Genomic DNA, 26865 nt, shown 5'->3' with positions numbered 1-26865 from the left:
CGCATGGACGATCTGGCGTGGGAGACGCTCGGCACCGAGATCGACTACCGCTGTCCCGGCTTCGACGTGCGTCGCGACGAAGTGCGGTTCCCGGGCGGCGAGACCGACGGCTTCCACTACGTCGACGAGCCGCCGGCGGTCGTGGTGCTCCCGTTGACCCCCGACGGCGACGTCGTCGTCATCGACGAGTGGCGGCAGGCGGTCGGCCGGGTCAACCGCGGGCTCCCGGCCGGGACGGTCGAGCCGGAGGACGCCGCCGACCTCGAACGGGCCGCGGCCCGCGAGCTCGCCGAGGAGACGGGGTACGAGGCCGACGCCTTCGAGCGCCTGACGACCGTCGAGCCGACGAACGGGATGGCGGACGCGGTCCACCACCACTTCCTCGCGACGGGCTGCGAACCGACGGCCGAGCGCGACCTCGACCACAACGAGTCGATCGCGGTCGAGACGGTCCCGTACGACGACCTGCTGTCGGCCGTCGTCGACGAGGGGCTGCGCGACGGGCGGGCCGTGACCGCCGTGCTCTGGTACGAGCTGCTGCACCGGTGAGGCGGGAGTGGGGCCGGCGACGACCGCACCCGGGGCCCCGGCACGAACAGCCCTATTATGCGTGGGCCCGTACGCCGGGTAATGGCTGACCCCTCCAGCGACGACGGGAATCGACGGGAGCCGGGGGCTTCCGGCGGCGAACCGAGCGCTCCCGACGGCGGCGAGCCGGCGGACGGCTCGACCGCGCCCGGCGACGGGCCGGCGACCGCCGACGACGCCGTCGCCTCGACCGCGCCGGAGGGCCCGGGCGGTCGCGCCGTCGCGGTCGCGATCGGGACGGCCCTGCTCCTGGGGGTCCTCGGTCCCGCGATCGCCCTCGCCAGCGGGGGCGTGGTGCTCGGGATCAACACCGTGACCGGCGGGCTCCCGCTCGCCGCGAGCCTCGCGCTCACGCTGGTGTTGGGCCAGTACGTCGCGTTCGGCGGGCTGGCGCTCGGCTACCTCGCGTGGCGGGGGCTCGACCGCGCCGGGATCGTCGCGTACCTCGGGGTGCGGCGGCCGAGCCTGAAGGAGATCGGCCTCGTGATCGGGAGCTGGGCGCTCATCCTGGTCGCGATCACGGCCGTCTCGGCCGTGATCCAGCAGCTCGGCACCGAGACCGCGTCCAATCAGAGCGCGGAGCTGGCGATGCAGAACCCCGCGATCATTCCCCTCCTCGTCGCGGCGTCGTTCCTCGTGATCGGGCCCTCCGAGGAGATCCTGTACCGCGGCGTCGTGCAGGGGCGGCTCCGGGAGACGCTGTCGCCGGCGCCCGCGATCCTCATCGCCTCCGCGATCTTCGCGGCGGTCCACGTGATGGCGCTGACGGGCGGGATCTCCGGGCGACTCACCACAATCGCCATCCTCTTCTTCCCGAGCATCGTCTTCGGCGCGGTGTACGAGTACACCGGGAACCTCGTCGTTCCGGCGCTGCTCCACGGCCTCCACAACGCCGTCATCTTCACGATCCTGTACATCACCATCGCTTACAGCGACGAGCTCCGAGCAGCGGCCGGCGGCAGCGCGGCGCTGCTACCGGTTTGATTCGTCAGGCAGCGAATCGAGGGTTCCTTCGACGGCGACGGGATGTTGTAAGCGACTGAGGCGGCGGCGCGTGCCTCCGAGCACCCGCAGGGTGTGAGGAGCACGCGCGAGGGAAGTCGGTGGTCCGGAGCGAAGCGGAGGACCACCGACGAGGTTGGGGAGGCGTGAGGCTGCGGTCGCGGTGCTGTGCGGGGCGGGGCTCAAAGGGGCAGCCGGGAGGCGGGCGCAGGCGACGTAAGCACCGCAACGAGGAAGCGAACAAAGTGAGCGACCGAGTGAGGAGCGCAGCGAGCGTGCGCCCGTCTCCCGGCTGGGGCTTTGGAGGTGTTTACCGGGGATCCGGTGACACCCACGTGTAACCGAGCGGCTGGGGCTTTGGGGGTGTCCACCAAGACCGAACAAGCAATGAGTTATAACCAAACGAGCGAAACACCATCAGCTATCGAGTAGCGGTGGACTGAGGGGAGTAAGCCCCCTTCGGTTCGTCCCGACATTCGGCTGAGCGTCCGCGCCGTGGCCGGACTACCTTGTGGCGCGGACTTGCACCGGCGAGGATTCGCCGTTCCATCCGTTCCCGCCCGTCGATCCTCCTCGGGTTAACTCCCTTCCCTCGCGGGTCGGTTCGCTCGTTCGCGGGTGACCCCGCGAACGCCGCCGGTCGCCGAGCCGACCGAACGCGATTCACAGGTCGGGGCGGGGGGTGTCGTTGCTGTTCCAGAGCCAGCCGTCTCCGACTCCGGGCGTGTGCCCGGTCGCCCGTCCGGCCGGTGGGGGGACTTTCCTCATGCCGGAGGCACGGGAGTCGGGCTCCCTCTGTCCGGCCCGACGTTCGCCGGGGGCGCGAATAAGCGATTCGGTCGGGGGTCGGCCGAGCCCGATTGGCGGGCGAGACGGGGACGGTCGGAGCCGAGACGGGAACGATCGGAGCCGAAACGATGGCGATCGGGACCGAGACGGGGACGCTCGGCGGTGACGCCGTGCTATCGATTCGCAAGGGAAGCGTTCAAGTCGTCAGCAACGTAATGGTCCTTTATGTCCGAGGCCCAGACCGTTCAGCTGTCGTACGACGACGGTGCACGAGCGGTCGAACTCGCGCGGGAGGCGGTCGAGTCGTTCGTCCGACACGGACAACGCGAACAACCCGGCAGCATGCGCGAGGCGTTCTACGCCCGCACCGGGGCGTTCGTTCGACTGGAGTCCACCAGGGGCCGAGGCCGGCTCCGCGGCTGCGCCGGCGCGTGGGAGACCTCCGACCAGCTCGGCCACGCGATCGTCGAGGCCGCGATCAAGGCCGCCTCCGACGACTCCTGCGGCTCGGAGGTCGAGCCGCAGGAGCTCGACAACCTCACCGTCTCCGTGTTCGTCGTCTCGAACACGGTGCTCACCAACGACCCCCTCGCCGACCTGGAGATCGGCACCCACGGCGTCGCCGTCGACGGCGGCAACTCGCACGGCTGGCTCTACCCGACCGTGCCCGTCGAGAACGGCTGGTCCGGCGCCGAGTTCCTCTCGCGCGCCTGCCGGAAGGCGAAGCTGGCCCCGGACGCTTGGCAGGACGAGGAGACGATGGTGACGCTCATCGAGGGCCAGGTGTTCCGAGAGCGCGCCGACGGCGGCGCCGTCGAGGAGCTGTAACCGGCCGGAACCGCGGCCGATCCGCGCACTTCTTCGCCCCCTATCCGTCCGTTCCGTACCCGACCGCCTCCGCGTCCGCGAGCGCGCGCTTTGTCGCGCCCGCGAGGTCGGCGATGTCGTCGGCGACGACCTCGCCGTCGCGGATCGCCGGCTCCATGAGCGACTCCGCGTCCTCGGGGCCCGAGCGGTCGGCGAGCCCGACCGCGTGTGCGCCGTCGGCGGTGCGGTAGACGGCCTTCGCGCCCGAGAGCTTGCCGCGCTTCGCGGCCGGCTCGCCGTCGACGGCGACGACATCGAGCGCGAAGTCGACCGGGTCGGCGTTGGAGACGTACCCGCCCACGCCGAAGCCGTCGACGACGTCCCGAAGCTCCCGGAGGTCGGCGGGACCGAGCCCGCCGGAGACGTACACGTCGACGTCGGCGTGGCCGCGGGCGTCGAGCTCCCACTGGACTTCGCGAACGATGTGTCTGAAGTCGCCGCGGCGCGAGCCGGTGGTGTCGAGCCGGACGCCGTCCAGCCGGTCGCCGAGCGCGTCGACCGCCCGGAGCGTCTCGTCGACCTCGTCGGAGTAGGTGTCACAGAGCGCGATCCGGGGCACCGACTCGTCGACGGCCTCGTCGAAGGCGCGCCACGCGGCCTCCTGTGCGCCGCGGCCGAAGCAGATGGAGAGCGCGTGGGGCATCGTCCCCGACGCCTCCCGGCCGATGAGGTCACCGGCGGCGACGTGCGAGAACCCGTCGAACCCCGCGACGAGCGCCGACCGCTCGACCGCCGCCGTCATCGAGGGGTGGACGTGGCGCGCGCCGAAGGAGAGCACCGACGACTCCGGCGCCGCGACCCGGCAGTCGAGCGCGGCGGTCGCCATCCCCGAGGCGTGCGAGAGGAAGCCGAGGAGGGCGGTCTCCAGCCGCGCGAACGCGAGGTACGGCCCCTCGATCCGCATCACCGGGCCGCCGTCGAACAGCCGGCCCTCGGGGACCGCGTCGACGTCGACGTCGCGCCCCTCCAACAGCGCGAGCGCGTCCTTCAGCCCGGCGAACAGCTCGAAGTCGCCGTCGGGGAACTGGTCGGCGGTCACCTCGGCGACGACCCGCGGGTTCCGGCCGGCGCCCTCCAGCGCGGCCTCGGTCCGCTCGAAGTAGGCGTCCGTCGCCCGACCGTCGCGGATCGCGGCCGCGTCGACGATGTCGAACTCGGTCATGTCACGGAACAGGCCCGCGCGAGAGAAAAGCGGTCCGGGTCCGACGCCGACGCTCCACCGACCTCCGGCCCGCCGGCGCCGGTCAGTCTCGGGTCCGGCGCGCGAGCAGCGACACCGCCGCCAGCAGTCCGAGGAGGGCGGCGACGACCCCGAACCCGGGGGCCGCGTCTCCGGTCGAGGCGTCCGGTCCCGACGAGCCGTCGGCGTCGTCGCCGTCGATCCCCTCGTCGGTCCCGTCGTCACCGTCCGAACCGCCCTCGTCGCCCGCGCCGCCGTCGCCGGTGTCATCGGTCCCGTCGCCGTCGGTCGCGGGCGGCGCGAGGTCCGCGTCGGGACGCACTTCAAGGACGCCGTCGGGCGTCGGGGCGTGCGCGATCGTCACGCGAGTCCCGTCGCGCACGACGCCGTAGGCGCCGGGGAAGTCGCCGCCGTCGATCTCGTACACCCGGCCCGCCTCGTACTCGTCGCCGCCGTGAGCGGTGATCATCGTGACGTACGTCTCGCGGAAGTCGGCGGCGTCGCCGGGGGTCTGCCACTCCGTCACCCAGACGTAGCCGTCGCGGGCGTCGTCGCCGTCGCCGGCGCGGTACGGGTAGAGCTCGTCGCCCGCCCAGCCGTCGGTCGACTCGTGGGCGTAGTTGTAGTTCGCGCGGGTCCGGAGCTCCTCGTCCGGCCGCGTGTGGATCCGGACGTTCTCGCGGGGGCTCGCGTCCGGGTCGAGCACCGGGTACCCGTACTCGAAGCTCTGGTACCAGAACATCACGAACATCGACGCCTCGCCGGTCGTCTCAGCGCCGTCGACCCCCTGGTCGGGATACGTCTCCCACTCGCCGGTCGCGGCGTCCTCGAACGTCACGTTACGGGTCTCGTACTCTGGGTTCCGGTGGATCACCTCGGCGGTGCTCCCCGGCGGCTCGGTCATCGTCTCGTTGACGGCCTCCCACCCGCCCTCGTCGACCAGCTCCTCGACGTAGAGCGCGCCGTCCGAGTACGGCTGGAGCACGGTCTGGAGGATGCCGAAGTTGAAGTCGGCCGGCGACCCGCCGCCCCCGCCGCTCGGCGCGTCGAGGCAGGTCCAGTCGGCCGCGCAGCGGGCGGCGTACAGCTCCTCGACGTGAACGGCCTCGCCCTCGACGATCCCGTCGACCGCGAGGTCGCCGTCCTGCGTGGCGCCGGCGTATCGGGGCCGCGTGAGGTCGTGGTACTGGTCCTGCATCCCGTGGACGAGCTCGTGCGCCAGCGTCGAGGGGTCGATCCGGGCCTCCTCGCCCTCGGGGACGACGAGGACGATCCGGTCCTGCGCCGGCGAGTAGAAGCCGGAGACGGCGCCGCCGAACACCGCGTCGATCTCGTCGTTCGCGTTCTCGTCCTCGCCGACGACGAACAGCGCCTCCCACACCTGGTCGTTCCAGCGCCGGAACGCCTCGTCGGTCGAGCCGTTCCCGCCGCTCGCGGTGTCGTTGGCGTACTCGCTCCGGGTGACGGTCGCGACCGGCACGTCCTCCCGGAACGGCCGCTCGCGGAGGTGCTCGACGCGCGCCATCGTCAGGTGCGTCAGCGCCTCCAGCTCGGACTCGTTGAGCCCGTCGCTCTGGTTGAAGGAGAGCTCCTCCTCGTAGTGGGTCCCGTTCCAGCAGCCGACGAGGTCGGCGCCGTCGCCGGCCTCGCACTCGGCCGCGGTCGCGCTGGCCGGCGCGGCGCCCCCGGCGGCCGCCGAGTTGACCGCGACGCTTTCGGCGACCGGACCGGCGGCGACCGGGCCGGCGGCGGCGACCCCGCCGACGCCGAGCGAGAGGAGGGCGATCGCGGCGGCGACGACCGAGAGGGTGAGAACCCGTCGCATAGGGGCGATTACGACCGACCGGATAAGTAGTTTGTCGGTGCGGCGGCTCCGGGGGCGCCGTCGGTGCGGCGGTCGGCCCGGGGACGGTCCGCGGTGGCGGCCCGGACGCACCCGGCGGTCGGCCCGGACGCACCCGGCGGTCGGCCCGGACGCGCCCGACGGTCGCCCCCGCTCCGGCTTCGGATTTTTGGGTCGCGACGCCCAACCGTCGCCCATGCCGTACGATCCGACCGAAACCGCGGTGATCGTCGTCGACATGCAGAACGGGTTCTGTCACCCGGACGGGAGCCTCTACGCCGAGCCGAGCGAGGCGGCGATCGGGCCGGTGACGGCGCTGGTCGAACGGGCGCGCGAGGCCGGCGCGAGCGTCGTCTACACCCGCGACGTCCACCCGCCGGAGCAGTTCGACGACGCGCACTACTACGACGAGTTCGACCGCTGGGGCGAGCACGTCGTCGAGGGGTCGTGGGACGCCGAGCTCGTCGAGGGGCTCGACGTGGGCGAGGCCGACCACGTCGTCGAGAAGCACACCTACGACGCCTTCTACAACACCGATCTGGAGGGACACCTCGACGCGCACGGGATCTCTGACCTGCTGATCTGCGGGACGCTCGCGAACGTCTGCGTCCTCCACACCGCCGGCAGCGCGGGGCTCCGCGACTACCGGCCCGTCGTCGTCGAGGACGCGCTGGGGTACATCACCGAGGACCACCGCGAGTACGCCGTCGACCACGCGGACTGGCTGTTCGGCGAGACGACGGCCCTCGGGGACGTCGAGTTCGCGGAGGCGTGAATCGGCCGGCGCGTCGTTATCAGCCGCGCAAATCGGCGTGTAACCCTTTTGAACCCCGGCGGGAACGGTCGGGTATGGAACTCTCTCGACGCGGGATGCTCGCGGGCGTCGGCGCCGCCTGCGCGGTCGGCGCCGTCGGGTTCGCCGGGGCGACGGCGGTGTCGGACGGCGGGGCCGCGAGCGACGCCGGCGCGGGCGGCGGCGGACCGATCGACGGCGACCCGGTGGGCGGGGGTTCGGCCGGGGCGGGCGAGAGCGGCGGCTCGGCCGGCGCGGTCGACGCCGACCCGGACGCCCCGTTCGAGGCGCGGCTCCTCCGCGACGGGGAGGTCGACCGGCGGCTGTTCGGCGCGGCCGACCTCGACGAGGTGGAGGGCGTCTTCGACGGCGACGGCGAGTACCTCGTGTACGTCGCGCTCGACGGCGACGGGGTCGACGCCTTCCAGGAGCGGCTGGCGGCGTCGGGCGCGGTCGGCGAGCCGGAGCGGTTCGTCGCGTCGATGACGCTCGACGGGACCGAGGTCCGGCGGGTCGAGCTGGACGAGCCGACGGTGAGCGCGCTGACCGACGACGGGTGGGGCGGGGTGCTGACGCTCCCGTTCGGCGAGGAGCGCGTCGCGGAGTCGGTGTACGAGTCGCTGGCGGCGACCTGACTCGTTAGGGACGACGGTGATGACCGGGGGGCGATCCGCGGCGCGGAGGGGGATCTGTTATGCCTCCGGCGTCGGTACGGGACGGTATGACCGAGGGCGACGGCGACGGGACCGCTTCGGAGGAGACGGCGGCCGGCCGGGGCGGCCGACCGTGCCCGCGCTGCGGGACGCCGATGTACCATCGACACTGCAAGTACGTCTGTCCGGCTCACGGCGTCGTCTACGACTGTAGCGACACCTTCTACTGAGCGCGGAGCGCCGCGGCGCCCCGGTTTTCGCTCGACCGGACCCCCTTCGCGTCTCTCGGATCGAGACGGAATCAACGGGCGTCGGGGTGAAAACAACAATGGATGTGCGAACTGTTATGTTCTTGGAGGTCGATTTTTCTGCCATGACCGGCGACCCGCTCTCGACCCTCTTCGCCGACCGCCAGGGGTCATCATGGTAGAGCACACCCAGGTTGCCCGGAGCAAGCGGATCCAGCGTCGCACGGGGAAGACGTTCCACGTCGCCACGCGGCTGCTGCCGGAGCGGATCCGCCACGCCACGTACGTGCTGTACGGCTTCTTCCGGATCGCCGACGAGGTCGTCGACGCGGAGGACACCGACCCCCCGGCCGAACAGCGCGCCGAGCTCGACCGGCTCCGGCGGGCCGCGCTCGGCGAGGAGGCGACGGACGACCCGGTGCTGGAGGCGTTCGCCGAGATCAAGGCCGAGCACGGGATCGCCGACGAGGACGTCCACTCGTTCGTCGACGCGATGGAGAGCGACATCGACACCGACCGCTACGAGACGTACGAGGAGCTGGAGGCGTACATGGACGGCTCCGCGGCCGCGGTCGGCCGGATGATGACGGCGATCATGGAGCTCGACGAGGAGACCGAGGCCGCGGCGCTCCCGCACGCCACCAAGCTCGGCGAGGCGTTCCAGATGACGAACTTCATCCGGGACGTCCGGGAGGACGTCGTGGAGCGCGACCGGATCTACCTCCCCTTGGAGACGCTCCGGCGGCACGACGTGACCGAGGAGCAGATCCTCGACCTCGAGTTCGACGCGAACGTCGCGGCCGCGATCCGCGAGGAGCTCGCCCGGACGGAGCGGCTCTACGAGGAGGGGGTCGCGGGGATCAAGTACCTCCCCGAGGACTGCCAGCTGGCGGTGCTGCTCGCGGCGGTGCTGTACGCTGACCACCACCGGCTCATTCGGAACCTGGGGTACGACACGGTGTCGACGACGCCGGAGCTCTCCTTTACCCGCAAGATCTCGCTGCTCGTCCGGACGCGCTGGAAGTGGCAGTGGAACAGGGACCCCGAGGCGGTGTTCTACGAGATGTGCCGCGGCTTCGACGGCGCCCGCGACCACCGGGAGCACGGGCCGCACGGCTCGGGCGTCGCGCAGTCGGACTGAGCGTGGGGGATCCGGGGCGCCGGGGACCGGGGCGTCGGGGGTCGGAATGAACCGGTCCCGCTTCGTCGGCCTCGCGCTGCTCGCCTTCGGACTCGTCTTTCTGTCGTTCGTCGTCCGCGGCACGACCCGCCTCCTCGCGCCGTACGAGCTGGCCGTGGCGCTGTCGGCGCCGATCCTCTTTGTCGCCGCGGGGCTGCTTGCGGTCCTCGTCGTCCTCGCGACGCTCGACGTGACGGGAGTTAGAGAGTTGGAGTGATCGACTTCTCCGCGCTGAACGCCTCCAACGCCCCGGCTGCTCGGCCGAACGCGACCGGCGACATCGAGATCAACCGCACGGCCCTAACCGCTCGACGATACGCTCCTGGCATCGAATCCGCGACGGACACCCCCAAAGCCCCAGCCGCGAGGACGACTTACGCTCGCTGCGCTCCTCAGTCGCTCGTTTCACTCGCTCCTCAGTCGCTCGTTTCACTCGCTCCTTGCGGTGCTTACGTCGCCTGAGTCGTCCTCGCGGCTGCCCCTTTGAGTCCCACCCCGCCCGCACAGCGACCGCACCTCACGCCTCCCCAGCCTCGGCGGACGGGTCAGCGCGGGCGATGCCGCGCAGAACCCCCCCCACCCCCGCGCGCTCCTCTTGGCCGCCGAGGGCGGCCACTCGGAGGCACGCGCCACCGCACCGGTTTATGACTGGTTGTCGTCGTCGCTCGCGGTTATTTAAATACCGCACAACAGAAGCCCAGTCGGTGACATCCGGGCGTCCGACCGAGGTGGGCGAAGTCGGAACGCCCTTTTGACCGCGGCTCGCAGGGGTCGTATGAACGTACGAACCGTTGCCGACCTCTCGCCGGCCGAGCGGCGCGCCCTCTTCGAGCGCGACGCCGGCGTCGACGCGGTCCGCGACGACGTGAGCGAGATCGTCGGCCGAGTGCGCGAGGAGGGCGACGTCGCCCTGCGGGAGTTCGCCGAGGAGTTCGACGGCGTGACGGTCGGCAACATCGACGTGACGGACGACGCCGAGCGCGCGCACGCCGAACTGGACGACGCGGACGACCCGGTCCTCGACGCGGTCCGCGAGGCCGCCGCCAACGTACGGGCGTTCCACGAGCGGCAGCGCCCCGAGGACTGGCGCGACGAGTTCGGCGGCCGGGAGCTGGGCCGCCGGTTCCGCCCGATCGACCGCGCGGGGGTGTACGTGCCCGGCGGCGCGGCGGCGTACCCCTCCAGCGCGCTGATGGGCGTCATCCCGGCGGTCGTCGCCGGCGTCGACCACGTCGCCGTCGCGACCCCGCCGGCCGAGGAGCTGAACCGGGTCACGCTCGCGGCGATCCACGAGGCCGGCGCCGACGCCGTCTATCAGGTCGGCGGCGCGCAGGCGATCGCCGCGCTCGCGTACGGCACCGAGACGGTGACGAACGCGCAGAAGGTGGTCGGCCCCGGCAACAAGTGGGTCACCGCCGCGAAGGCGGTCGTGCAGGGCGACGTCGAGATCGACTTCCTCGCGGGGCCGAGCGAGGTGCTCGTGCTCGCCGACGACACGGCCGACCCCGAGCTCGTCGCGGCCGACCTCGTCGCGCAGGCCGAGCACGACCCGAACGCCTCGGTCGTCGCGGTCACCGCCGACGCCGACCTCGCCGAGGCGGTCGCCGAGGCGGTCGACGCACAGGCCGCGGGGCGCGAGCGCGAGGAGACGATCCGCGCCGCCCTCGACAACGAGGCCTCGGGCGTGCTCCACGCGCGCTCGATGCCCGAGGCGGTGCTGTTCGCCGAGGAGTACGCCGCCGAGCACCTCTCGATCGTCGCCGACGACGACGAGGCCCTCCTCGACCGGATCTCGAACGCGGGCTCCGTCTTCCTCGGCCCGTACTCCCCCGTGGCCGCCGGCGACTACGCAACCGGCACGAACCACGTGCTGCCGACGAACGGCGGCGCGAAGCGCTACGGCGGGCTCTCAGTCGACACCTTCCTCCGGTCGTCGACGGTCCAGCGGCTCGACCGCGACGCGCTCGCCGACCTCTCGGAGACGGTCACGACGCTCGCGGAGGCCGAGGGGTTGGAGGCGCACGCCGAGAGCGTCCGGAAGCGGTTCGAGTGACTTACCGTCCCGCTGCCTCCCCGCACCCCGCCCCTGCCTGACCCGGAGCGGACGCTTGTCTCCGGAGCGGTATATACTGTCACAGATCAGTCCGAGCGGGTACGGGACGGTTCGTTCCCGCACAGTGTGTGCCGCCCCACCACAGAGCGGTTTAGACGGCCATATTCGGCTCATAGCAGGCTTCTTGCCCGTAAAACGCGGTTTTCGATCCGCAATGGTGGAAGACAGCGGCCAACGGCGGGAGTCGAGTTCGCGGCGTAAGTTCATCATGGCCGGCGGAGCGGTCGGCATCGCCGGACTGGCAGGCTGTACCGGTGGGAGCAGCGGCGGTAGCGGTAACGACGAGGCCGGCGCGGGCTTGGACGGCGGCGACGGCGGGGACGGCGGTGACGGGGGATCGGGCGACCCGATGCTTGCGGACGCCTCGGAGTTCGATCCAGCCGAGCCCAACTGGGAGGAGAATAACTACCTGATGACGGCGGTCTCGGAGAACGACTACTTCCAGGGGAGCCAGACGGACCTGGAGAACATGCGGAACCAGGACGTCGAGGAGATAGCTCACGGCGACCCGCCACGGGAGCTGCCCGACGACGAGAGCGAGTGGGTCGACCCCGACCCGCTCATTTTCGTGGACAAGCCCGGCGAGTCCGGCCAGACGCAGTACCAGGATACCATCCAGCCGCTGCTGGACCGACTCGAAGAGACCACGGGCCGGACGGTCGAGTGGCAGCCCGTCGACTCCAACGCGGCGACGGTCGAGTCGTTTCGGGCGGGACGCGGACACTTGGGCGATATCTCGACCGGAACGTCCGCCTTCGGGGTCAACCTCGGCGGCGTCGTCCCGTTCGCGGTCCCGATAAGTCCCTCCGGACAGTTCGGCTACCGGCTGCTGGCGGTCACCCGCGACGACGAGCACGATATCCAGTCGGTCAACGACTTCGCGCGCGACGACGTCGAGATCGCACACTCCGAACCGGCGTCGAACTCGGGCAATCAGGCGCCGTCGGCGCTTTTCGACCAGTTCTTCGACGTGACGGCCGGAGAGGACTACGAGGTCAACTTCTCGGGCGGCCACGACCAGACCGCCCGCGGCATCGCGGTGGGCGACTACGACGCCGGGCCGATCTGCAGCACCTGCGTCGACGACCTCGTCCAGGCGACAGAGGACATCGACTACGACGATTTCAAAGTGGTCTGGGCGAGCAACCCGTTCCCGCCGGGTCCGATGGTCCACCGCTACGACCTCCACCCGGACATCGTCGAAGGGATCAAAGAAGCGACCATCGGGACCGACTGGACGGACACCGAGTACGCCGAAAACACCGGTGAGGCCGAGTACGTCGAAATCGACTACAAGAACGTCTTCAACGACATCCTGATCATCCAGCGGTACAACGGCGTCGAGTACGAGAGCGGGAACCTGTAACGATGCTCGAAACGGACAGCCTCGGAAAGACGTACCCGACCGGTGACGAGGCGCTCAGCGACGTTTCCGTGCGGATCGACGGCCGCGAGGTCGTCGCGATGATCGGGCCGAGCGGGGCCGGCAAGAGCACGTTCGTCCGGTGTATCAACCGGCTGGTCGAGCCGACGACGGGGAGCGTTCGCCTCGACGAGACGGAGCTGACCGCGCTGGACGACGACGGGCTGCGGGACGCGCGCCGGAACATCGGGATGGTGTTCCAGGAGTACAACCTCGTCGAGCGGCTCACCGTGATGGAGAACGTGCTCTCCGGGCGGCTCGGCTACGTCTCGAACTGGGCGGCTCTCCGACGGAACTTCCCGCCGGAGGACGTCGAGCGCGCCTACGAGCTCTTGGACCTCGTCGGGCTCGACGGCATGGAGGACAAGCGGGTCGACGAGCTCTCCGGCGGGCAGCGCCAGCGCGTCGGCATCGCGAGGGCGGTCGTCCAGGAGCCGAAGATCCTGCTGGCCGACGAGCCGACCTCGAGCCTCGACCCCGAGACCTCCCGCGACGTGATGGAACTGCTCACCGACATCGCCGAGGACCGCGACGTGCCCGTGCTGATCAACATCCACGAGGTCGACCTCGCGGAGGCGTACGCGGACCGAATCCTCGGGCTCCACGCCGGCGAACTCGTCTTCGACGGGCCGGCGAGCGACCTCACCGACGAGTCGAAGGGAATCATCTACCGCGGCGAGGAGCCGCCGGAATCGGCCGCGACGGACCCGGACTGGCTGTCGGGTCCGGACGACGAGTCGAACTCGCGGAACGGGCAGAACGCCGGGTCCGACCGCCTGCCCGCGGAGGACTGACCCGTGGCGACCGAGTCGTCTTCGCCGACGGGGTCAACGGGCGCGGCGGATCGGCGGACGTGGCGGCGCCCGACCGCGTTCCGGAACCGGTACACGAAGTGGGCGGTGTACGGGGCCGTCCTCGCGCTCGTCGTCTGGTCGGTGGCGAGCCTACAGATCACCCTCGGGCGGTTCCTCTCGGGACTCGGCTACGGCTACGAGCTGATCGACTCGATGCTGCCACCCGAGACCGGCAGCGAATACACGCTCAGGCTGTTCGACCGCATGATCGAGACGATCGCGATGGCGATGGTCGCCACCGTCGCCGGGATCGCGATCAGCCTGCCGGTCGCGTTCGGAGCGGCGGAGAACCTCGCGCCGCGGCCGGTGTACTACCTGAGCCGCGGGATCATCAGCGCCACGCGCGCCATCGATGGACTGATCGTCGCGATCATCGCTGTCATCGCGCTCGGGTTCGGCCCGCTCGCGGGGATCGTCGCGATCAGCTTCAAGACGATCGGCTTCTTCTCGAAACTGTTCGCCGAGGACCTGGAGGACATCGACGTGGGCGGTGTCGAGGCAGTCCGAGCGACCGGCGCGACAGGCTTTCAGAGCGTGGTCTACGGGGTCGTCCCACAGGTCGTTCCGCGGTTCGCCGGCCTCGCCGTCTACCGATGGGACATCAACATCCGGTCGTCAACGATCGTCGGGATCGTCGGCGCCGGTGGGATCGGCGTCCTCCTCCAGCGAGCCTACCAACGGTACGAGTACGACTACGTGGCGGCGATCCTCGTCGCGATCATCGCCGTGGTCCTCGTCGCCGAGTTCGTGAGTGCCGTCGTCAGGCGGAGGGTCCAGTAATGGCGGGCGCCACGCGCGAGTGGAGCCGGTTCGACGCGCGCGAGCGGCTCTTCCGGATCGGGTCCGTCGCCGTCGCCGTCGCCGTCGTGGTCGCCTCGTGGGAGTGGCTCGACATGAGCCTCCAGTACGTGAGCACCGCGCCGGCGCAGGTCGGCGACCTCTTCGGGCGGATGGTCCCGCCGGACTGGGGGTACCTGCCGAACGCGGTCGGCCCGCTCGCCGAGACGATACAGATCGCCGTCGTCGGGACGATCGCGGCGGTGATGATGGCGGCCCCGGTCGCGTACATCTCCGCCGAGAACACGACGCCGAACCGGGCGACGTACGCCTTGGGGAAGCTCATCGTCACCGTCTCGCGGTCGGTCCACACGATCGTCTGGGCGCTGCTGTTCGTCGTGATGCTCGGGCCGGGCGCGCTCGCGGGGACCGTCGCGACCGCGGTCCGGTCGATCGGGTTTCTCGCGAAGCTCCTCGGCGAGGAGATCGAGGAGATCGACTTTGGACAGGTGGATGGAGTCCGCGCGACCGGCGCGAGCCCCGCTCAGCTGCTTATCTACGGGATCGTCCCGCAGATCAAGCCCGCCTTAGTCGGGCTCAGCGTGTACCGCTGGGACATCAACGTCCGCGCGGCGACGATCCTCGGGTTCGTCGGTGCCGGCGGGATCGGCGTCCAGCTGTTCGAGGCGATCGACTCGTTCGCGTGGCGGACGGTGTCGGCGCTTCTGGTCGCCATCCTCGGCGTCGTGCTGGTGAGCGAGGGGGTGTCGGCGTACGCCCGCCGGAAGGTGCGCTGAAACTCCCTGTCTGCGGGGCAGTCCCGGCTTCGGTCCGCCGAGATGGAACGGTAGGTAAGTACGAACGGCTCGCGCCGCGGTCGATCCGCGAACGGACGACGAGACACGAGATACATGATAATGACTCACGATACCGACGCCCGGACTGACGGACGGAACGACGAAGTCGTCCTCTTCGACATGGACGGCGTGGTCCTCGACGGCTGGGGGACCGATTCGGCGGTCCACGCCCGCGCGCTCGACGACGTCCTCGACGAGCGCGGACTGGAGGTCGCCGGCGACCGCCGCCGCTCGCTCGAATCGGACGCGTACGACGAGGGGTTCCGTGACGCCTGCGCGGCGCTCGGCGTCGACCCGGCGGCGCTGTTCCGCGCCCGCGAGGAGCGGAGCGCGAAGCGCTCGGTCGAGCGGCTGGCGGCCGGGACGAGACGGCTCTGTCCCGACGTCGACGCGATCGACGCGGTCGCCGAGCGCGTCCCGGTCGGGCTCGTGAGCAACAACTACCACCCGACCGTCGAGTTCGTCGTCGACCACTTCCGGCTCGACGCGTTCTCGTTCGTCCGCGGCCGGGACCTCGGCCCCGAGGGGTTCCGCCGCCGCAAGCCGGACCCGTACTACCTCGACGAGGCCCTCGACGCGCTCGGCGCCCGCGGCGGGCTCTACGTCGGCGACCGCGCGACCGACGTGATCGCCGCCGAGCGCGCCGGGCTCGACGGAGTGTTCCTCAGGCGCGAGCACAACGCCGACCTTGACCTCGGCGTCGAGCCGGCGGCCGAGATCGGGAGCCTCCGCGAGCTGATCGGGCTCGTCGATGCTGGCTCGCCCGAGGGGGCGGGGCGTCCGAGAGCGAACGGCGCGGACGACCGAACGCGGTGAGCGAGTTCGGCGAGCGCGGTGGGTGCGGGATTCGGAGGATCGGAGCGACGGTCACCCCGCCCCGTCGCCGTCGTCCTCCTCGGACGCGACCTCCGGGTACCACGCCGGCGGGACCGCGGCGGTGTCGCCGAGGCGGTCGTACCGGAACGCGACCCGGACCCGCTCCCCGGTCGGTTCGTGGACGTACGTCGCCGACAGTTCGAGCACCAGCCCGTCGGCGGTGACGAACGCGACCGACCGGAAGTCGTCGACCTCGTCGCCGAGCGCGCGCGGCTCGCCGCGCACCTCGATCCGGTACAGCGGGACCTCGGTGGCGGCCGCGCGGACGGTCGACTCGCTCCCGTTCAGAAACCGCCGGATCGGCTCCTCGGCGACCGTCGCGGCGAGCCTCGTCGCGTTCGGCGCCGCCGAGGGGGCGACGCGGCGGGTCTCCACGCCCGCCGGCCCCGCGGCCCGCTGGTAGACGGCGTCGCCGTCGGCGAACACCTCGACGACCCCGTCGCGGGTCGCGTTCACGACCGACGCGTTCGCGGAGCCGGTGAGCCGGTACCGGCGCGCCGACGCGACCGCGACCTCGACGCCGCCGTCGCCGGCGATCCCCACGCGACCGCCGGTCGCCGCGTCGAGATCGGTCGCGTTCGCCGGGCCCGAGGCGACGAGGAGGACGGACGCGGACGAGAGGTTCGCCGCGGTGGCGACGTGAGCCTCGGCGAGCGCGTCCGGGTCGTACACCCCGGTCAGGAAGACGCCGGGCGGCGTCCTGGCGGTCGACCCGATCGTCCCCGTGAGCGCCTCCTCGTCGAGCCCGAGGGACGCCGCGTCGTCGAGCGCGGCCGCGCCGCGCTCCGCGGACTCGGCCGTCCCGATCGCGCTCGCTGCGGCCGCGTACTCCCCGTCGGCCGGCGGCGAGGGCGCGACCGGGGCCGCGTCGCCGGCGGCGGGTCCGAACCCGGGGACGCCGGCGAGCGCGGGCGGTCCGCCGGCGGCGAGGACCGCGACGGCAGCCGCCAGCAGCGCGACGAGGACGACGGCGAGGAGCGCGCCTCGCCCGTCGATCGCCGCCGCCCGTCGGACCCGCGAGAGGCGGCGTCGGACGCCCTCCCGCCCCCCGTCGTCGGTCGCCGCGGCGGTCGCGAGGGAGACGCCGAACCGCTCGCGGAACAGGCGGTCCGCCGCGTCACGGTCGACCCCGTAGAGGAGCCGCTCGCGGAGGTCGGCCGGGGAGAGGTACGTCGCGCCGACCGCCTCGGCCCGCCGACGCGGCGAGGCGGAGAAGGGCCGTCGCGACCCGTCGCCGACGACCGCGTCGGCGTCGTCCGGGACGGGCGTCCCGACCGCGACGCGCCGCTCTCGGCCGTCGCGTCGGACGACGACGACGTTCGACTCGTCCGCCCGACGGACTCGCTCCCAGCCGCGCGCGGTCCACAGCGCGGCAACGAACTCGCGCCGCTCGGCCGCCGAGAGCGACCGGTACCGCCGGGCGAACGCCGCCTCTGACGGGACGCTCACGGGGCCAGTAGGCGTTCGAGCCACACAAACGTACCGCGGACGGTCGCGCTGGCCGGGACACCGGTCGGCGGGGATCGGAGGCGAGCGGCGCGGCCGGCGAACGTAACCGTCATCGGCAACGACGGGCGGGGTTCCGCCGGCAGGGTTTTTACCGTGCGAACGGAACTGGTTCGTATGAGCACCGAAACGGTCGACGCGTCGAGCGACCCGGCGATCGAGGTGACCCCCGACGCCGCGGAAGAGGCGCTCTCCCTGCTGGAGGGCGAGGACCTCGACACGGAGGAGGCCGGGCTCCGGCTGTTCGTCCAGCAGGGCGGCTGCGCGGGCCTCTCGTACGGGATGCGGTTCGACACGGAGCCGGAGGACGACGACCTCGTCGTCGAACACCACGGGCTCCGCGTGTTCGTCGACCCCGCGAGCCGGAACTACATCGGCGGGAGCAAGCTCGACTACGAGCACGGCCTGCAGGCGGCCGGCTTCGAGGTCGAGAACCCGAACGTCGTCTCCGAGTGCGGCTGCGGCGAGTCGTTCCGGACGTGAGGCGACGCGCCGGCCGCCCCTCCCCGCGTCGCCGTCGACGCACGTTTTTAACCGGTTCCGACCGGTAGTGACGGGTATGAGTCTCGACGGGTCGACGACGACCGACGGCGAGCGGGTGTACACCGATCGGACGATGGCCGAGCGGGGCGCCGAGGGGCCGTTCTACGTCGTCTTCGCGGACGCCGACGGGTCGGATCGGTGGGGATTCCGCTGCGGGAACTGCGAGTCGTTCGACACCGCGATGGACACGATGGGCCGGATCCAGTGCACGGAGTGCGGCAACATCCGAAAGCCCGACGAGTGGGACGCAGCGCACGAATAACCGCCGTCGAGAAATCGTGAGAAGGTTTATCACGGACGACGGCGAACGACGAGACAGATGGCCACTGCGAGCATCCCACCGACGACCGAGGCCAGAGACGTCTTCCGTGAACTCGGCTACACCGTCTCCGAGGGCGGACAGGAGTTCGTCGCGGAGCGGAAGTGGCGACGCGTGCTCGTGACGGTGCTTTGCATGGACGACGACGACCTGGACCCGTATCTGACGGACGGCGGCGAGACCCCGCGGCTTCGCTGTTTCGTCACGTGGCGCGACCGGGCCGGCGACCTCCGCGACCGCCTCGTCTCGAAGAAGCCCCCGTACGACTGGGCGGTCATCGGCATCGACGCCGACGGCGAGGACTTCGCGGTGATGGAAGGCGCGCCCGGCAGCCCCTGACGGCGTTTTCACCGCCCCGTTTTATACTCCCGTGCGTCCAATCAACGCGTGACATGGTGTTCAAGAAGATCACGCTGATCGGGACGAGCGAGGAGAGCTTCGACGCCGCCGCGGACGACGCGATCGACCGCGCCGAGGACACGCTCGAAAACGTCTACTGGGCGGAGGTCGAGGAGTTCGGCGTGGAGCTACAGAGCGCGGCCGACCGGGAGTACCAGGCGGAGGTCGAGGTCGCGTTCGAGCTGTCGGACTGAGGCGTCGAGAGCCTCGGACGAAGCGCCGAAAGCCTCGGACGAAGCGCCGAAAGCCTCGGACGAAGCGCCGAAAGCCTCGGACGAAGCGCCGAAAGCCTCGGACGAAGCGCCGAAAGCCTCGGACGAAGCGCCGAGAGCCGTCGAGGCGAGACGCTCGCGGGGGAGTCGCGGGCGGGTTCCGTTTTTTATGACCCCTTCGAGAAGCGCGGCCGAGCGCGCAGGCTATCGTCTCGACTGACACGTCTTCGTCGCGTGACGTCCGCCATTACCGCCGTTCCCGGGGGTCCGGCGGCGAGAGTGGGCGTCTCTGACCTACATATTTATGTGGAGTGGACACACACGGACAATCGTTAACAATGGTAAGTTCAGATTCGAATGTCGGAAACAAGAGTAACCGAACTGGCGATGTCGAGACGGATTCGGAAACCCGATCGTCGGTCGATCGACGACGGTTCCTGCAGGCCGCCGGCGCCGGCGCGACCGTCGCGCTGGCCGGCTGTTCGGGCGGTGGCGGAGGCGGCGGTCCGGTGACGCTCGGGGCCACGTACATCCTCTCCGGGTTCGCCTCGCTGTACGGCGAGGAGGCGGAGCGGGGGATCGAGTTCGCGCAGTCGGAGATCAACGACAACGGCGGCATCGACGGGCGGGACGTCGAGGTCGTCGTCCGCGACACGGAGGCGAGCGCGGACACCGCGATCCAGCAGATCCGGAGCCTCGTGCAGGAGGACGACGTCGACGGGCTGTTCGGACTCGACTCCAGCGGGGTCGCGCAGGCCGTGGCGCCGCAGGTGGCGCAGCTCCAGATGCCGTTCATGATCACCCACGCCGCGACGCCGTTCGTCACCTCGCCGGAGGGGGAACACGAGGACTCGGTCGGGAACGAGTACGTGTTCCGCGACTCCAACAGCCTCGCGCAGGACATCTACGGGGCCGCCCGCACCGCCGAGGGGCTCGACGCCACCGAGTGGGCCACCATCGGCCCCGACTACGCGTTCGGCTACGAGACGTGGGACTACTTCCAGGCGTTCTGCGACGGGCTCGGCGTGGAGGCCGAGTTCACGGCCGAGCAGTTCCCGGCGCTGGCGACGAGCGACTACACCCCCTTCATCAGCTCCATCCTCGACGCGGACCCCGACGCGGTGCTCACCCCGCTGTGGGGCGCCGACCTCACGACGTTCATCGGGCAGGCCGAGGACGCGGGCTGGTTCGACCAGATCGACCACACGCTGTTCAGCGTCGGCATGGGCACTGACTACCCGAGCGAGGGGAGCCCGCTCCCGGAGGGCGAGTACGCCTCCACGCGGTACGACCCGTTCGTGCCCGACACCGAGACGAACAACTCGTTCCGCGAGGCCTACTACGAGGAGTACGGGTCGCTGCCGACGTACAACGCCGAGGGCGCCTACCGCGCCCTCCACCTGTACAAGCAGGCGATCGAGTCGGCCGGGAGCACGGAGGCCGACGCGCTCGTCGAGGAGTTCACCGGGATGGAGCACTCGGGCCCGGTCGGCGACTACGAGTTCAGCGAGACGAACCAGGCGACGGTCGCGTCCGTCTGGGGCACCGTCACGTACGACGAGGAGTGGGAGAGCAACGTGCTCGACCCCGTGGACCGGTACGACGCCGGCCCCGAGGTGCTGTCGGAGGCGCTCGGCGACTCCGACCTCCCGACGGGAATCTAACCCGCCGCCGCCTCCATGAGTCTCCCATCTCTCGTTCCACTGATCGGGGTCGCCGACGTCGTCATCGGGCTGAGCCTCGGCAGCCGGCTCTTCCTGATCGCGGTCGGGCTGAGCCTCATCTTCGGCGTGCTCGGCGTCCTCAACTTCGCGCACGGCGGGTTCTACATGCTCGGCGCGTACGTCACGCTCGCCGTCGTGACGAACGTCGTGGACAACTTCTGGCTCGCCGCCGTCGCCGGCGCTCTCGCGGTCGGCGTCGTCGGCGCCGTCATCGAGTTCGCGGCGATCCGGCGGCTCTACGACCGGGTCGACGCCGACCTCGACCAGCTCATCGTCACGTTCGGGTTCGTGCTCGTGATCCACGAGACCGTCCGGTTCGTCTGGGGGTCGGGGTCGTACTCGATCGACCCGCCCGACGTGTTCAACTTCTCCGTGTCGCTCGGCGGGAGCACGTTCAGCGCGTACCGGCTGGTCGTCATCGGCCTAGCCGTCGCGGTGTTGGCGAGCCTCTGGCTGTTCATCACGCGGACGTACTTCGGCTCGCTGGTCAGGGGCACCTCCTCGGACCGCGAGATGGCGGCGATGCTCGGCGTCGACGTGCCGCGGCTGTACACCGGCGTCTTCTTCCTCGGGAGCGTGCTCGCCGGGCTCGGCGGCGCGCTCTCCTCGCCCCTGCAGTCGACCAGTCCGGCGCTCGGCGACCAGGTGATCATCGACGCGTTCATCGTCGTCGTCATCGGCGGGCTCGGCTCCATGAGCGGGGCGTTCGTCGGCGCGATGCTCATCGGCATGATGCAGAGCCTCGGCCCGCAGTTCATCAGCGCCGGTAGCATCGCGATCCCCTTCCTCGCGATGGTGATCGTGCTGCTGTTCCGCCCGGAGGGGCTGTTCGGGGGGATCGGCGAATGAGCGCGACCGACACCGGCGGCCGGGTCCGCGCGTTCGGCGCGGCCGTCGCCGACGGCTGGACCCGCGAACGGTTCGGCCTGCTCGCCGCGGTCGGCCTGGTCCTGTTGGCGTTCGGGCCGACGTTCCAGGTCTACCTGTTCACCGACTTCCTCGTCGTCGCGCTGTTCGCGCTCGGCTTCAACCTGCTGTACGGTTACACGGGACTGCTGTCGTTCGGACACGGCCTGTTCTACGCGGGCGGCGCCTACGGGCTCGCGATCGTGTTACGGGACCTGAGCCCGGTCGTCGCCGACGTCGTCGGCGCCGGGGTCGCCCCGCTCGCGACGTTCGTCGTCGGCGGCGTCGTCGGGCTGACGCTCGTCGTCGCCGTGGCGGTGCCCGTCGGGTGGCTCAGCGTCCGGCTCGAAGAGATCTACTTCGCGCTGATCACGCTCGCGTTCGGGATGCTCGGCTACTCGCTGATCATCCAGGACCCGGCGGGGCTGACGAACGGGACCGACGGGGTCATCGTCCTGCTCGGGAGCGTCGACCTGGGGGCCGCGAGCGTCCGGCTCGGCGGTCGGCAGGTGTACTACGCGCTCACGGTCGTCACCGTGCTCGCGACGACGTACGGGGTGTGGCGCGTCGTCAACTCCCCGTTCGGCACCGTCTGTAAGGCGATCCGCGAGAGCCCCGACCGGGCGTCCGCGCTCGGGATCGACGTCAGGCACCACCGCTGGATGACGTTCATCGTCTCGGCGACGGTCGTCGGGATCGCCGGCGTGTTGCGCGCGGGGCTCGCGAGCGTCGCGTCCCCGGGGCTGACGCACTGGTCGACGAGCGCGATCGCCGTCATCGCGACCGTGATCGGCGGCGCGACCTACTTCTCCGGACCGATCGTGGGCGCGTTCGTCTTCCTGTACATCCGCTGGGCGATCAGCCGCTTCCCGACGCTCGAAGCGTACTGGGAGCTGTTCTTCGGCGCGCTGCTCATCGCCGTCGTGCTGTTCTTCAAGCAGGGGGCCGTCGGCGGGCTCCTGCTGCTTCGCGATCGGCTGCTCGGGGACGGGGACGCCGGCGGCGGCGACTCCGGTGACTCCGGCGGCTCCGAGGCGACCGACGCGGGCGACGGCGCCGCGACCGATGGCGGTCGCGCAGCCGACGACGCGATCATCGACGGCGGTCGCGCAGCCGACGACGCGATCATCGACGGTGGTCGCGCAGCCGACGACGCGACCATCGACGGCGGTCGCGCAACTGACGACGCGACCGCCGACGGCGGATCCGCCGCAGGCGCACCGCGCGACGACTCGCGGCCCCACCGAGGTGACGACTCGTGACGACCGTTCTCAAGACCGAAGACCTCCGCAAGCAGTTCGGCGAACTGACCGCCGTCGACGACGTGTCGATCGAGATCGACGACGGCGATATCACCAGCATCATCGGCCCGAACGGGGCCGGCAAGACCACGTTCTACAACCTGCTGACGGGCGTGCTCCGGCCGACCGCGGGCTCGGTCTGGCTACGGAGCGGCGACGCCGCGGCGGGCGACGACGGCCTCCGCGACGTCACCGACGCCGAGCCGCACGAGGTCGCGCAGGCCGGGCTCTCGCGTTCCTACCAGATCACGAATATCTTCGAGGGGCTCACCGTGCGCGAGAACGTCCGGGTCGCCCGGATCAGCCACGAGAAGACGCGCCTCGACTTCCGGTCGCGGGCGACCGGGGACGAGGCGGTCGAGGCGGACATCGAGGAGCTGCTGGAGCTGACGGGGCTCACCGGGATCGCGGACACGTCGTGTGACACCCTGAGCCACGGCGAGAAGCGGACCGTCGAGATCGCTCTGGCGCTCGCCATCGAGCCGAACGTGTTCCTGATGGACGAGCCGACCGCGGGGATGAACCCGACGGAGGTCACCGAGATCGTCTCGCTGATCCGCGAGCTCGACGCCGACCTGGACGCCACGTTCGTCGTGACCGAACACAACATGGACGTCGTCACCGACATCTCCGACCGGATCGTCGTCCTCGCCGAGGGCGCGATCCTCGCCGACGGGACGCCGGAGGACGTGCTGACGGACGAGCGGGTGACGGAGGCGTACCTGGGGAGTGATAGCGTATGACGATACTCGACGTCGACGACATCGACACGTACTACGGGAACAGCCACGTCCTCCACGAGGTCTCGCTCTCGATCGACGAGGGCGAGGTCGTGACCCTGCTCGGACGGAACGGGGCGGGGAAGACGACGACGATGCGGTCCGTCGTCGGCGCGTCGCCGCCGCGGTCCGGGTCGATCACGTTCCGCGGCGAGGAGATCGCCGGGAAGTCCCCGGACGAGATCAACGCGCTCGGGATCTCGCTCGTCCCGGAGGACCGCCGGGTGTTCCCCACCCTGACGGTCCGGGAGAACCTCCGGCTCGCGCGCAACCTCGCGAGCGACCCGCGGCCGGTCGAGGAGATGTACGAGCTGTTCCCCGCGCTCGACTCCCTCCGAGGGAACAGGGGGCGGAACCTCAGCGGCGGCGAACAGCAGATGGTGTCGGTCGCCCGCGCGCTGGTGCAGGCGCCCGACGTGCTGCTCCTCGACGAGCCGACCGAGGGGCTCGCCCCGGTCATCGTCGACGACCTGCGCGAGATCGTCCAGACGGTCGTCGACGAGAACGTCACCGTCCTGCTGACCGAGCAGAACGTCGACTTCGCGTTCGACCTCGCCGAGCGGGGATACATCATGGACACCGGCCAGATCGTCTTCGACGGCACCGTCGAGGAGATCCGCGACCGCGACGACCTCCTCGAAACGTACCTCTCCGTGGGGAGCGCGGATGCCTGAGGAGCTCACCCTCCGCCCGTTCTTCTGGCGGGCGACCCGGCTGTTCCCGGAGACGGAGGTCGTCTCGCGCACTCGCGAGGGGGTCGACCGGTACACGTACGCCGACTTCGGGGACCGCGTCCGGCGGCTGGCTGGCGCCCTCGCGGACCTCGGCGTCGAGCCCGGCGACCGCGTCGGGACGCTCGGCTGGAACACGCACCGGCACTTCGAGGCGTACTACGCGGTCCCCCTCTCGGGCGCGCAGCTGCACACGGTGAACCTCCTCCTACAGGACGACCACGTCGAGTACATCGTCAACGACGCCGCGGACGACGTGCTGATCGTCGACGAGGACGCCGTCGCGACGCTCGACCGGCTGTGGGACCGGATCGACGGCGTCCGCGAGGTCGTCGTGATGGGCGACTCGGTCCCGGAGACGGCGTCGGAGATACCGCTGTCGGCGTTCGAGGAGCTGATCGCCGACGCCGACCCGGTGGCGTCGTGGCCGCCGCTCTCGGAGGACGACCCGGCCGGGATGTGTTACACCTCCGGGACGACGGGGAAGCCGAAGGGCGTCGAGTACACCCACAAGATGATCTACGCCCACGCGATGATGGTGATGACGCCCGCCGCGCTCGACATCGCCGAGGACGACGTGGTGATGCCCGTCGTCCCGATGTTCCACGTGAACTCGTGGGAGTTCCCGTACGCCGTCACGATGGCCGGCGCGAAGCAGGTGTACCCGGGTCCGTCGCCGGACCCGGCGGACCTCGTCGAGCTGATCGAGGCCGAGGACGTGACGCTCACCGCGGGCGTCCCCACGGTGTGGATCGACGTCCTGGACCACCTCGACGAGCACGGCGGCGACCTCTCCTCGTTGGAGCGGATCGTCGTCGGCGGCAGCGCGGCGCCCCGGGAAGTTATGCGCCGGTACGAGGACGAACACGACGTGACGATCGAACACGCGTGGGGGATGACCGAGACGATGAGCATCGGGTCGGTCTCCCGGCCGACGTCGGCGATGGCCGGCGCCGACCGCGAGGCGGAGCTCGACAAGCGGGCGAAACAGGGGCTGCTCTCGCCCGGGCTGGAGATGCGGGTCGTCGACGACGACGGCGACCCGGTCGCGTGGGACGGCGAGGCGTTCGGCGAGCTGCTCGTCCGGGGGCCCACCGTCGTCGGCGAGTACTACGACCGCCCGGAGGCCGACGAGACCGACTTCGCCGAGGCCGACGACGGCGGGGCGCGGTGGCTCCGCACCGGCGACATCGCCACCGTCGACGAGGACGGCTACGTCGAGGTCGTCGACCGCGTCAAGGACGTGATCAAGTCGGGCGGCGAGTGGATCTCCAGCATCGAGCTGGAGAACGCCCTGATGGCCCACGAGGACGTCGCCGAGGCGGTCGTGATCGCCGCCTCGCACGAGCGCTGGCAGGAGCGCCCGCTGGCGTTCGTCGTGCCGAAGGCGGGCCGCGAGCTCGACGTCGAGGCCGTGCGCGCGTTCCTCGCCGACGAGTTCCCGCGGTGGTGGCTCCCGGACGACGTGCGGTTCCGCGAGGAGATCCCGAAGACCGCGACCGGGAAGTTCGACAAGAAGACGCTCCGGGAGGCCGTCGACGACCCGGACCTCCCGTACGCGCCCGGGGCGGGGGGCGAGGAATGAGCGGCGAGACCCCCCCGACGCCGGACGACGCCCTCCCGGACCTCTCCGGGGAGGTCGCCGTCGTCACCGGCGGCGGCCGCGGGATCGGGAAGGCGATCGCGCTCGGGCTGGCCGCCGCGGGGGCGACGGTCGTCCCCTCGGCGCGGACCGCGGCGGAGGTCGAGGCGGTCGCCGCCGAGGCCCGCGAGCTCGGCGTCGAGGCGCGAGGGGTCACCGCCGACGTGACCGACGACGCCGACGTCGAGGCGCTCGTCGACGAGGCGGTCGACGCGTTCGGCTCGCTCGATGTCCTCGTCAACAACGCGGGGTTCAACCCCGGCGACGCGCTCGGCGACCCCGCCGAGGTCGAGAGCGACGCGGTCGACGACGTGCTCGACGTGAACCTGCGGGGGGCGTTCCGGACCCTCCGCGCCGCCGGCCCGCACCTGAGAGCGGCGGGCGGCAGCGTCGTCAACGTCGCCAGCGTCGCGGGCGAGGTCGGCCTGCCGAGACAGCACCCGTACGTCGCCTCGAAGCACGGGCTCGTCGGGCTCACGAAGAGCGCGGCGCTGGACTGGGCGCCCGAGGTTCGGGTGAACGCGGTCGCGCCGGGGTACGTCGCGACGGAGCTCACGGAGACGCTCCGGGAGAACGAGCGGCTCCGGGAGTCGATCCTCGACCGGACGCCGCTCGATCGGTTCGCCGACCCGATGGAAATGGCGGGCCCGGTCGCCTTCCTCGCCAGCGACGCCGCGAGCTTCGTCACCGGCGAGACGCTCGCGGCCGACGGCGGCTGGACGGCGCGGTGAGTCGTCGCCGTCGACGGCCCCGCTGAGGG

General features: G+C 71.1%; 28 protein-coding genes and 1 other RNA gene. 25 read left to right on the top strand and 4 right to left on the bottom strand.

The window, feature by feature from the left end; genetic code table 11:
• The first annotated feature begins 3 nt into the window (after positions 1-3).
• Positions 4-549 carry an NUDIX hydrolase gene (locus NO900_RS00650; protein ID WP_256407287.1) on the top strand — a complete coding sequence of 182 codons (546 nt, stop codon included), beginning with the start codon at positions 4-6 and terminating at the stop codon, positions 547-549.
• 81 nt (positions 550-630) lie between these two features.
• A complete protein-coding gene (locus NO900_RS00645) occupies positions 631-1572 on the top strand; it encodes a CPBP family intramembrane glutamic endopeptidase (RefSeq protein ID WP_256407286.1) in 942 nt (313 codons plus the stop codon).
• Between the two features lie 455 nt (positions 1573-2027).
• On the opposite strand, the gene rnpB is transcribed toward NO900_RS00645, so the two are convergent.
• An RNA gene (gene rnpB / locus NO900_RS00640) (RNase P RNA component) lies at positions 2028-2390 on the bottom strand.
• A gap of 214 nt (positions 2391-2604) precedes the next feature.
• Between rnpB and NO900_RS00635 the strand changes: the two genes are divergently transcribed.
• A complete protein-coding gene (locus tag NO900_RS00635; protein ID WP_256407285.1) occupies positions 2605-3207 on the top strand; it encodes a TIGR00296 family protein in 603 nt (200 codons plus the stop codon).
• 40 nt (positions 3208-3247) lie between these two features.
• Here NO900_RS00635 and NO900_RS00630 read toward each other — a convergent pair whose 3' ends face one another.
• Both NO900_RS00630 and NO900_RS00625 read right to left on the bottom strand, forming a co-directional pair.
• Entirely contained in the window at positions 3248-4408 is a 1161-nt protein-coding gene (locus NO900_RS00630; protein ID WP_256407284.1) for a nicotinate phosphoribosyltransferase, read from the bottom strand.
• A gap of 82 nt (positions 4409-4490) precedes the next feature.
• Complete coding sequence (locus tag NO900_RS00625) at positions 4491-6251, bottom strand: Hvo_1808 family surface protein (RefSeq protein ID WP_256407283.1); 1761 nt, start codon at positions 6249-6251, stop codon at positions 4491-4493.
• Between the two features lie 214 nt (positions 6252-6465).
• On the opposite strand from NO900_RS00625, the gene NO900_RS00620 reads away from it, so the two are divergent.
• The 11 genes from NO900_RS00620 (at position 6466) to NO900_RS00570 (ending at position 15983) form a co-directional block, all read left to right on the top strand.
• Positions 6466-7044: a cysteine hydrolase family protein gene (locus NO900_RS00620; protein WP_256407282.1), complete on the top strand. Its 579-nt coding sequence runs from the start codon at positions 6466-6468 to the stop codon at positions 7042-7044.
• Positions 7045-7118: 74 nt separating this feature from the next.
• Positions 7119-7697 (top strand): hypothetical protein, encoded by a 579-nt coding sequence (locus tag NO900_RS00615; RefSeq protein WP_256407281.1) that lies wholly within the window; start codon positions 7119-7121, stop codon positions 7695-7697.
• A gap of 86 nt (positions 7698-7783) precedes the next feature.
• Positions 7784-7945 carry an HVO_2523 family zinc finger protein gene (locus NO900_RS00610; RefSeq protein WP_256407280.1) on the top strand — a complete coding sequence of 54 codons (162 nt, stop codon included), beginning with the start codon at positions 7784-7786 and terminating at the stop codon, positions 7943-7945.
• A gap of 193 nt (positions 7946-8138) precedes the next feature.
• Entirely contained in the window at positions 8139-9104 is a 966-nt protein-coding gene (locus NO900_RS00605; protein WP_256407279.1) for a phytoene/squalene synthase family protein, read from the top strand.
• A gap of 46 nt (positions 9105-9150) precedes the next feature.
• A complete protein-coding gene (locus NO900_RS00600; protein WP_256407278.1) occupies positions 9151-9360 on the top strand; it encodes a hypothetical protein in 210 nt (69 codons plus the stop codon).
• A gap of 558 nt (positions 9361-9918) precedes the next feature.
• Positions 9919-11196, top strand: a complete 1278-nt coding sequence (hisD, locus tag NO900_RS00595) for a histidinol dehydrogenase (protein ID WP_256407277.1) — start codon at positions 9919-9921, stop codon at positions 11194-11196.
• 214 nt (positions 11197-11410) lie between these two features.
• Positions 11411-12622, top strand: coding sequence for a phosphate/phosphite/phosphonate ABC transporter substrate-binding protein (gene phnD, locus NO900_RS00590; RefSeq protein ID WP_256407276.1), 1212 nt, complete (start codon positions 11411-11413; stop codon positions 12620-12622).
• A gap of 2 nt (positions 12623-12624) precedes the next feature.
• On the top strand, positions 12625-13473 hold the full coding sequence (gene phnC, locus NO900_RS00585; RefSeq protein ID WP_256407275.1) for a phosphonate ABC transporter ATP-binding protein: 849 nt from the start codon (positions 12625-12627) through the stop codon (positions 13471-13473).
• 3 nt (positions 13474-13476) lie between these two features.
• Positions 13477-14313 (top strand): phosphonate ABC transporter, permease protein PhnE, encoded by an 837-nt coding sequence (gene phnE / locus NO900_RS00580; RefSeq protein ID WP_256407274.1) that lies wholly within the window; start codon positions 13477-13479, stop codon positions 14311-14313.
• Positions 14313-15107, top strand: coding sequence for a phosphonate ABC transporter, permease protein PhnE (gene phnE, locus NO900_RS00575; protein WP_256407273.1), 795 nt, complete (start codon positions 14313-14315; stop codon positions 15105-15107). Before phnE (NO900_RS00580) ends, phnE (NO900_RS00575) begins: the two co-directional genes overlap by 1 nt.
• 114 nt (positions 15108-15221) lie before the next feature.
• Positions 15222-15983 carry an HAD family hydrolase gene (locus tag NO900_RS00570; protein ID WP_379791418.1) on the top strand — a complete coding sequence of 254 codons (762 nt, stop codon included), beginning with the start codon at positions 15222-15224 and terminating at the stop codon, positions 15981-15983.
• Positions 15984-16034: 51 nt separating this feature from the next.
• On the opposite strand, the gene NO900_RS00565 is transcribed toward NO900_RS00570, so the two are convergent.
• Positions 16035-17492 (bottom strand): hypothetical protein, encoded by a 1458-nt coding sequence (locus tag NO900_RS00565; RefSeq protein WP_256407271.1) that lies wholly within the window; start codon positions 17490-17492, stop codon positions 16035-16037.
• A 174-nt stretch (positions 17493-17666) separates the two neighbouring features.
• Between NO900_RS00565 and NO900_RS00560 the strand changes: the two genes are divergently transcribed.
• From NO900_RS00560 to NO900_RS00510, 11 genes are all read left to right on the top strand, one after another.
• Complete coding sequence (locus tag NO900_RS00560; RefSeq protein WP_256407270.1) at positions 17667-18032, top strand: HesB/IscA family protein; 366 nt, start codon at positions 17667-17669, stop codon at positions 18030-18032.
• A gap of 76 nt (positions 18033-18108) precedes the next feature.
• The gene (locus tag NO900_RS00555; RefSeq protein ID WP_256407269.1) at positions 18109-18354 is read left to right on the top strand and encodes a DUF5816 domain-containing protein; all 246 of its coding nucleotides are present in this window, start codon (positions 18109-18111) and stop codon (positions 18352-18354) included.
• Positions 18355-18411: 57 nt separating this feature from the next.
• Positions 18412-18750, top strand: coding sequence for a DUF7116 family protein (locus NO900_RS00550; RefSeq protein WP_092566821.1), 339 nt, complete (start codon positions 18412-18414; stop codon positions 18748-18750).
• 53 nt (positions 18751-18803) lie between these two features.
• Positions 18804-19004: a dodecin gene (locus tag NO900_RS00545; RefSeq protein WP_256407268.1), complete on the top strand. Its 201-nt coding sequence runs from the start codon at positions 18804-18806 to the stop codon at positions 19002-19004.
• Between the two features lie 356 nt (positions 19005-19360).
• Positions 19361-20686, top strand: coding sequence for an ABC transporter substrate-binding protein (locus NO900_RS00540; RefSeq protein WP_303654637.1), 1326 nt, complete (start codon positions 19361-19363; stop codon positions 20684-20686).
• 15 nt (positions 20687-20701) lie between these two features.
• Positions 20702-21595, top strand: coding sequence for a branched-chain amino acid ABC transporter permease (locus NO900_RS00535; protein ID WP_256407266.1), 894 nt, complete (start codon positions 20702-20704; stop codon positions 21593-21595).
• Positions 21592-22914 carry a branched-chain amino acid ABC transporter permease gene (locus tag NO900_RS00530; protein ID WP_256407265.1) on the top strand — a complete coding sequence of 441 codons (1323 nt, stop codon included), beginning with the start codon at positions 21592-21594 and terminating at the stop codon, positions 22912-22914. The genes NO900_RS00535 and NO900_RS00530 overlap by 4 nt, the downstream gene beginning before the upstream one ends.
• On the top strand, positions 22911-23696 hold the full coding sequence (locus NO900_RS00525) for an ABC transporter ATP-binding protein (RefSeq protein ID WP_256407264.1): 786 nt from the start codon (positions 22911-22913) through the stop codon (positions 23694-23696). The genes NO900_RS00530 and NO900_RS00525 overlap by 4 nt, the downstream gene beginning before the upstream one ends.
• The gene (locus NO900_RS00520; protein ID WP_256407263.1) at positions 23693-24406 is read left to right on the top strand and encodes an ABC transporter ATP-binding protein; all 714 of its coding nucleotides are present in this window, start codon (positions 23693-23695) and stop codon (positions 24404-24406) included. The genes NO900_RS00525 and NO900_RS00520 overlap by 4 nt, the downstream gene beginning before the upstream one ends.
• Positions 24399-26048 carry a long-chain fatty acid--CoA ligase gene (locus NO900_RS00515; protein ID WP_256407262.1) on the top strand — a complete coding sequence of 550 codons (1650 nt, stop codon included), beginning with the start codon at positions 24399-24401 and terminating at the stop codon, positions 26046-26048. Before NO900_RS00520 ends, NO900_RS00515 begins: the two co-directional genes overlap by 8 nt.
• Positions 26045-26836, top strand: coding sequence for an SDR family NAD(P)-dependent oxidoreductase (locus NO900_RS00510; protein WP_256407261.1), 792 nt, complete (start codon positions 26045-26047; stop codon positions 26834-26836). The genes NO900_RS00515 and NO900_RS00510 overlap by 4 nt, the downstream gene beginning before the upstream one ends.
• Positions 26837-26865 lie beyond the last annotated feature (29 nt).

This window comes from Halorubrum rutilum (assembly GCF_024494565.1).
The sequence above is the reverse complement of the archived record's forward strand: the minus strand, read 5'-3'. Positions and strand labels throughout refer to the sequence as shown.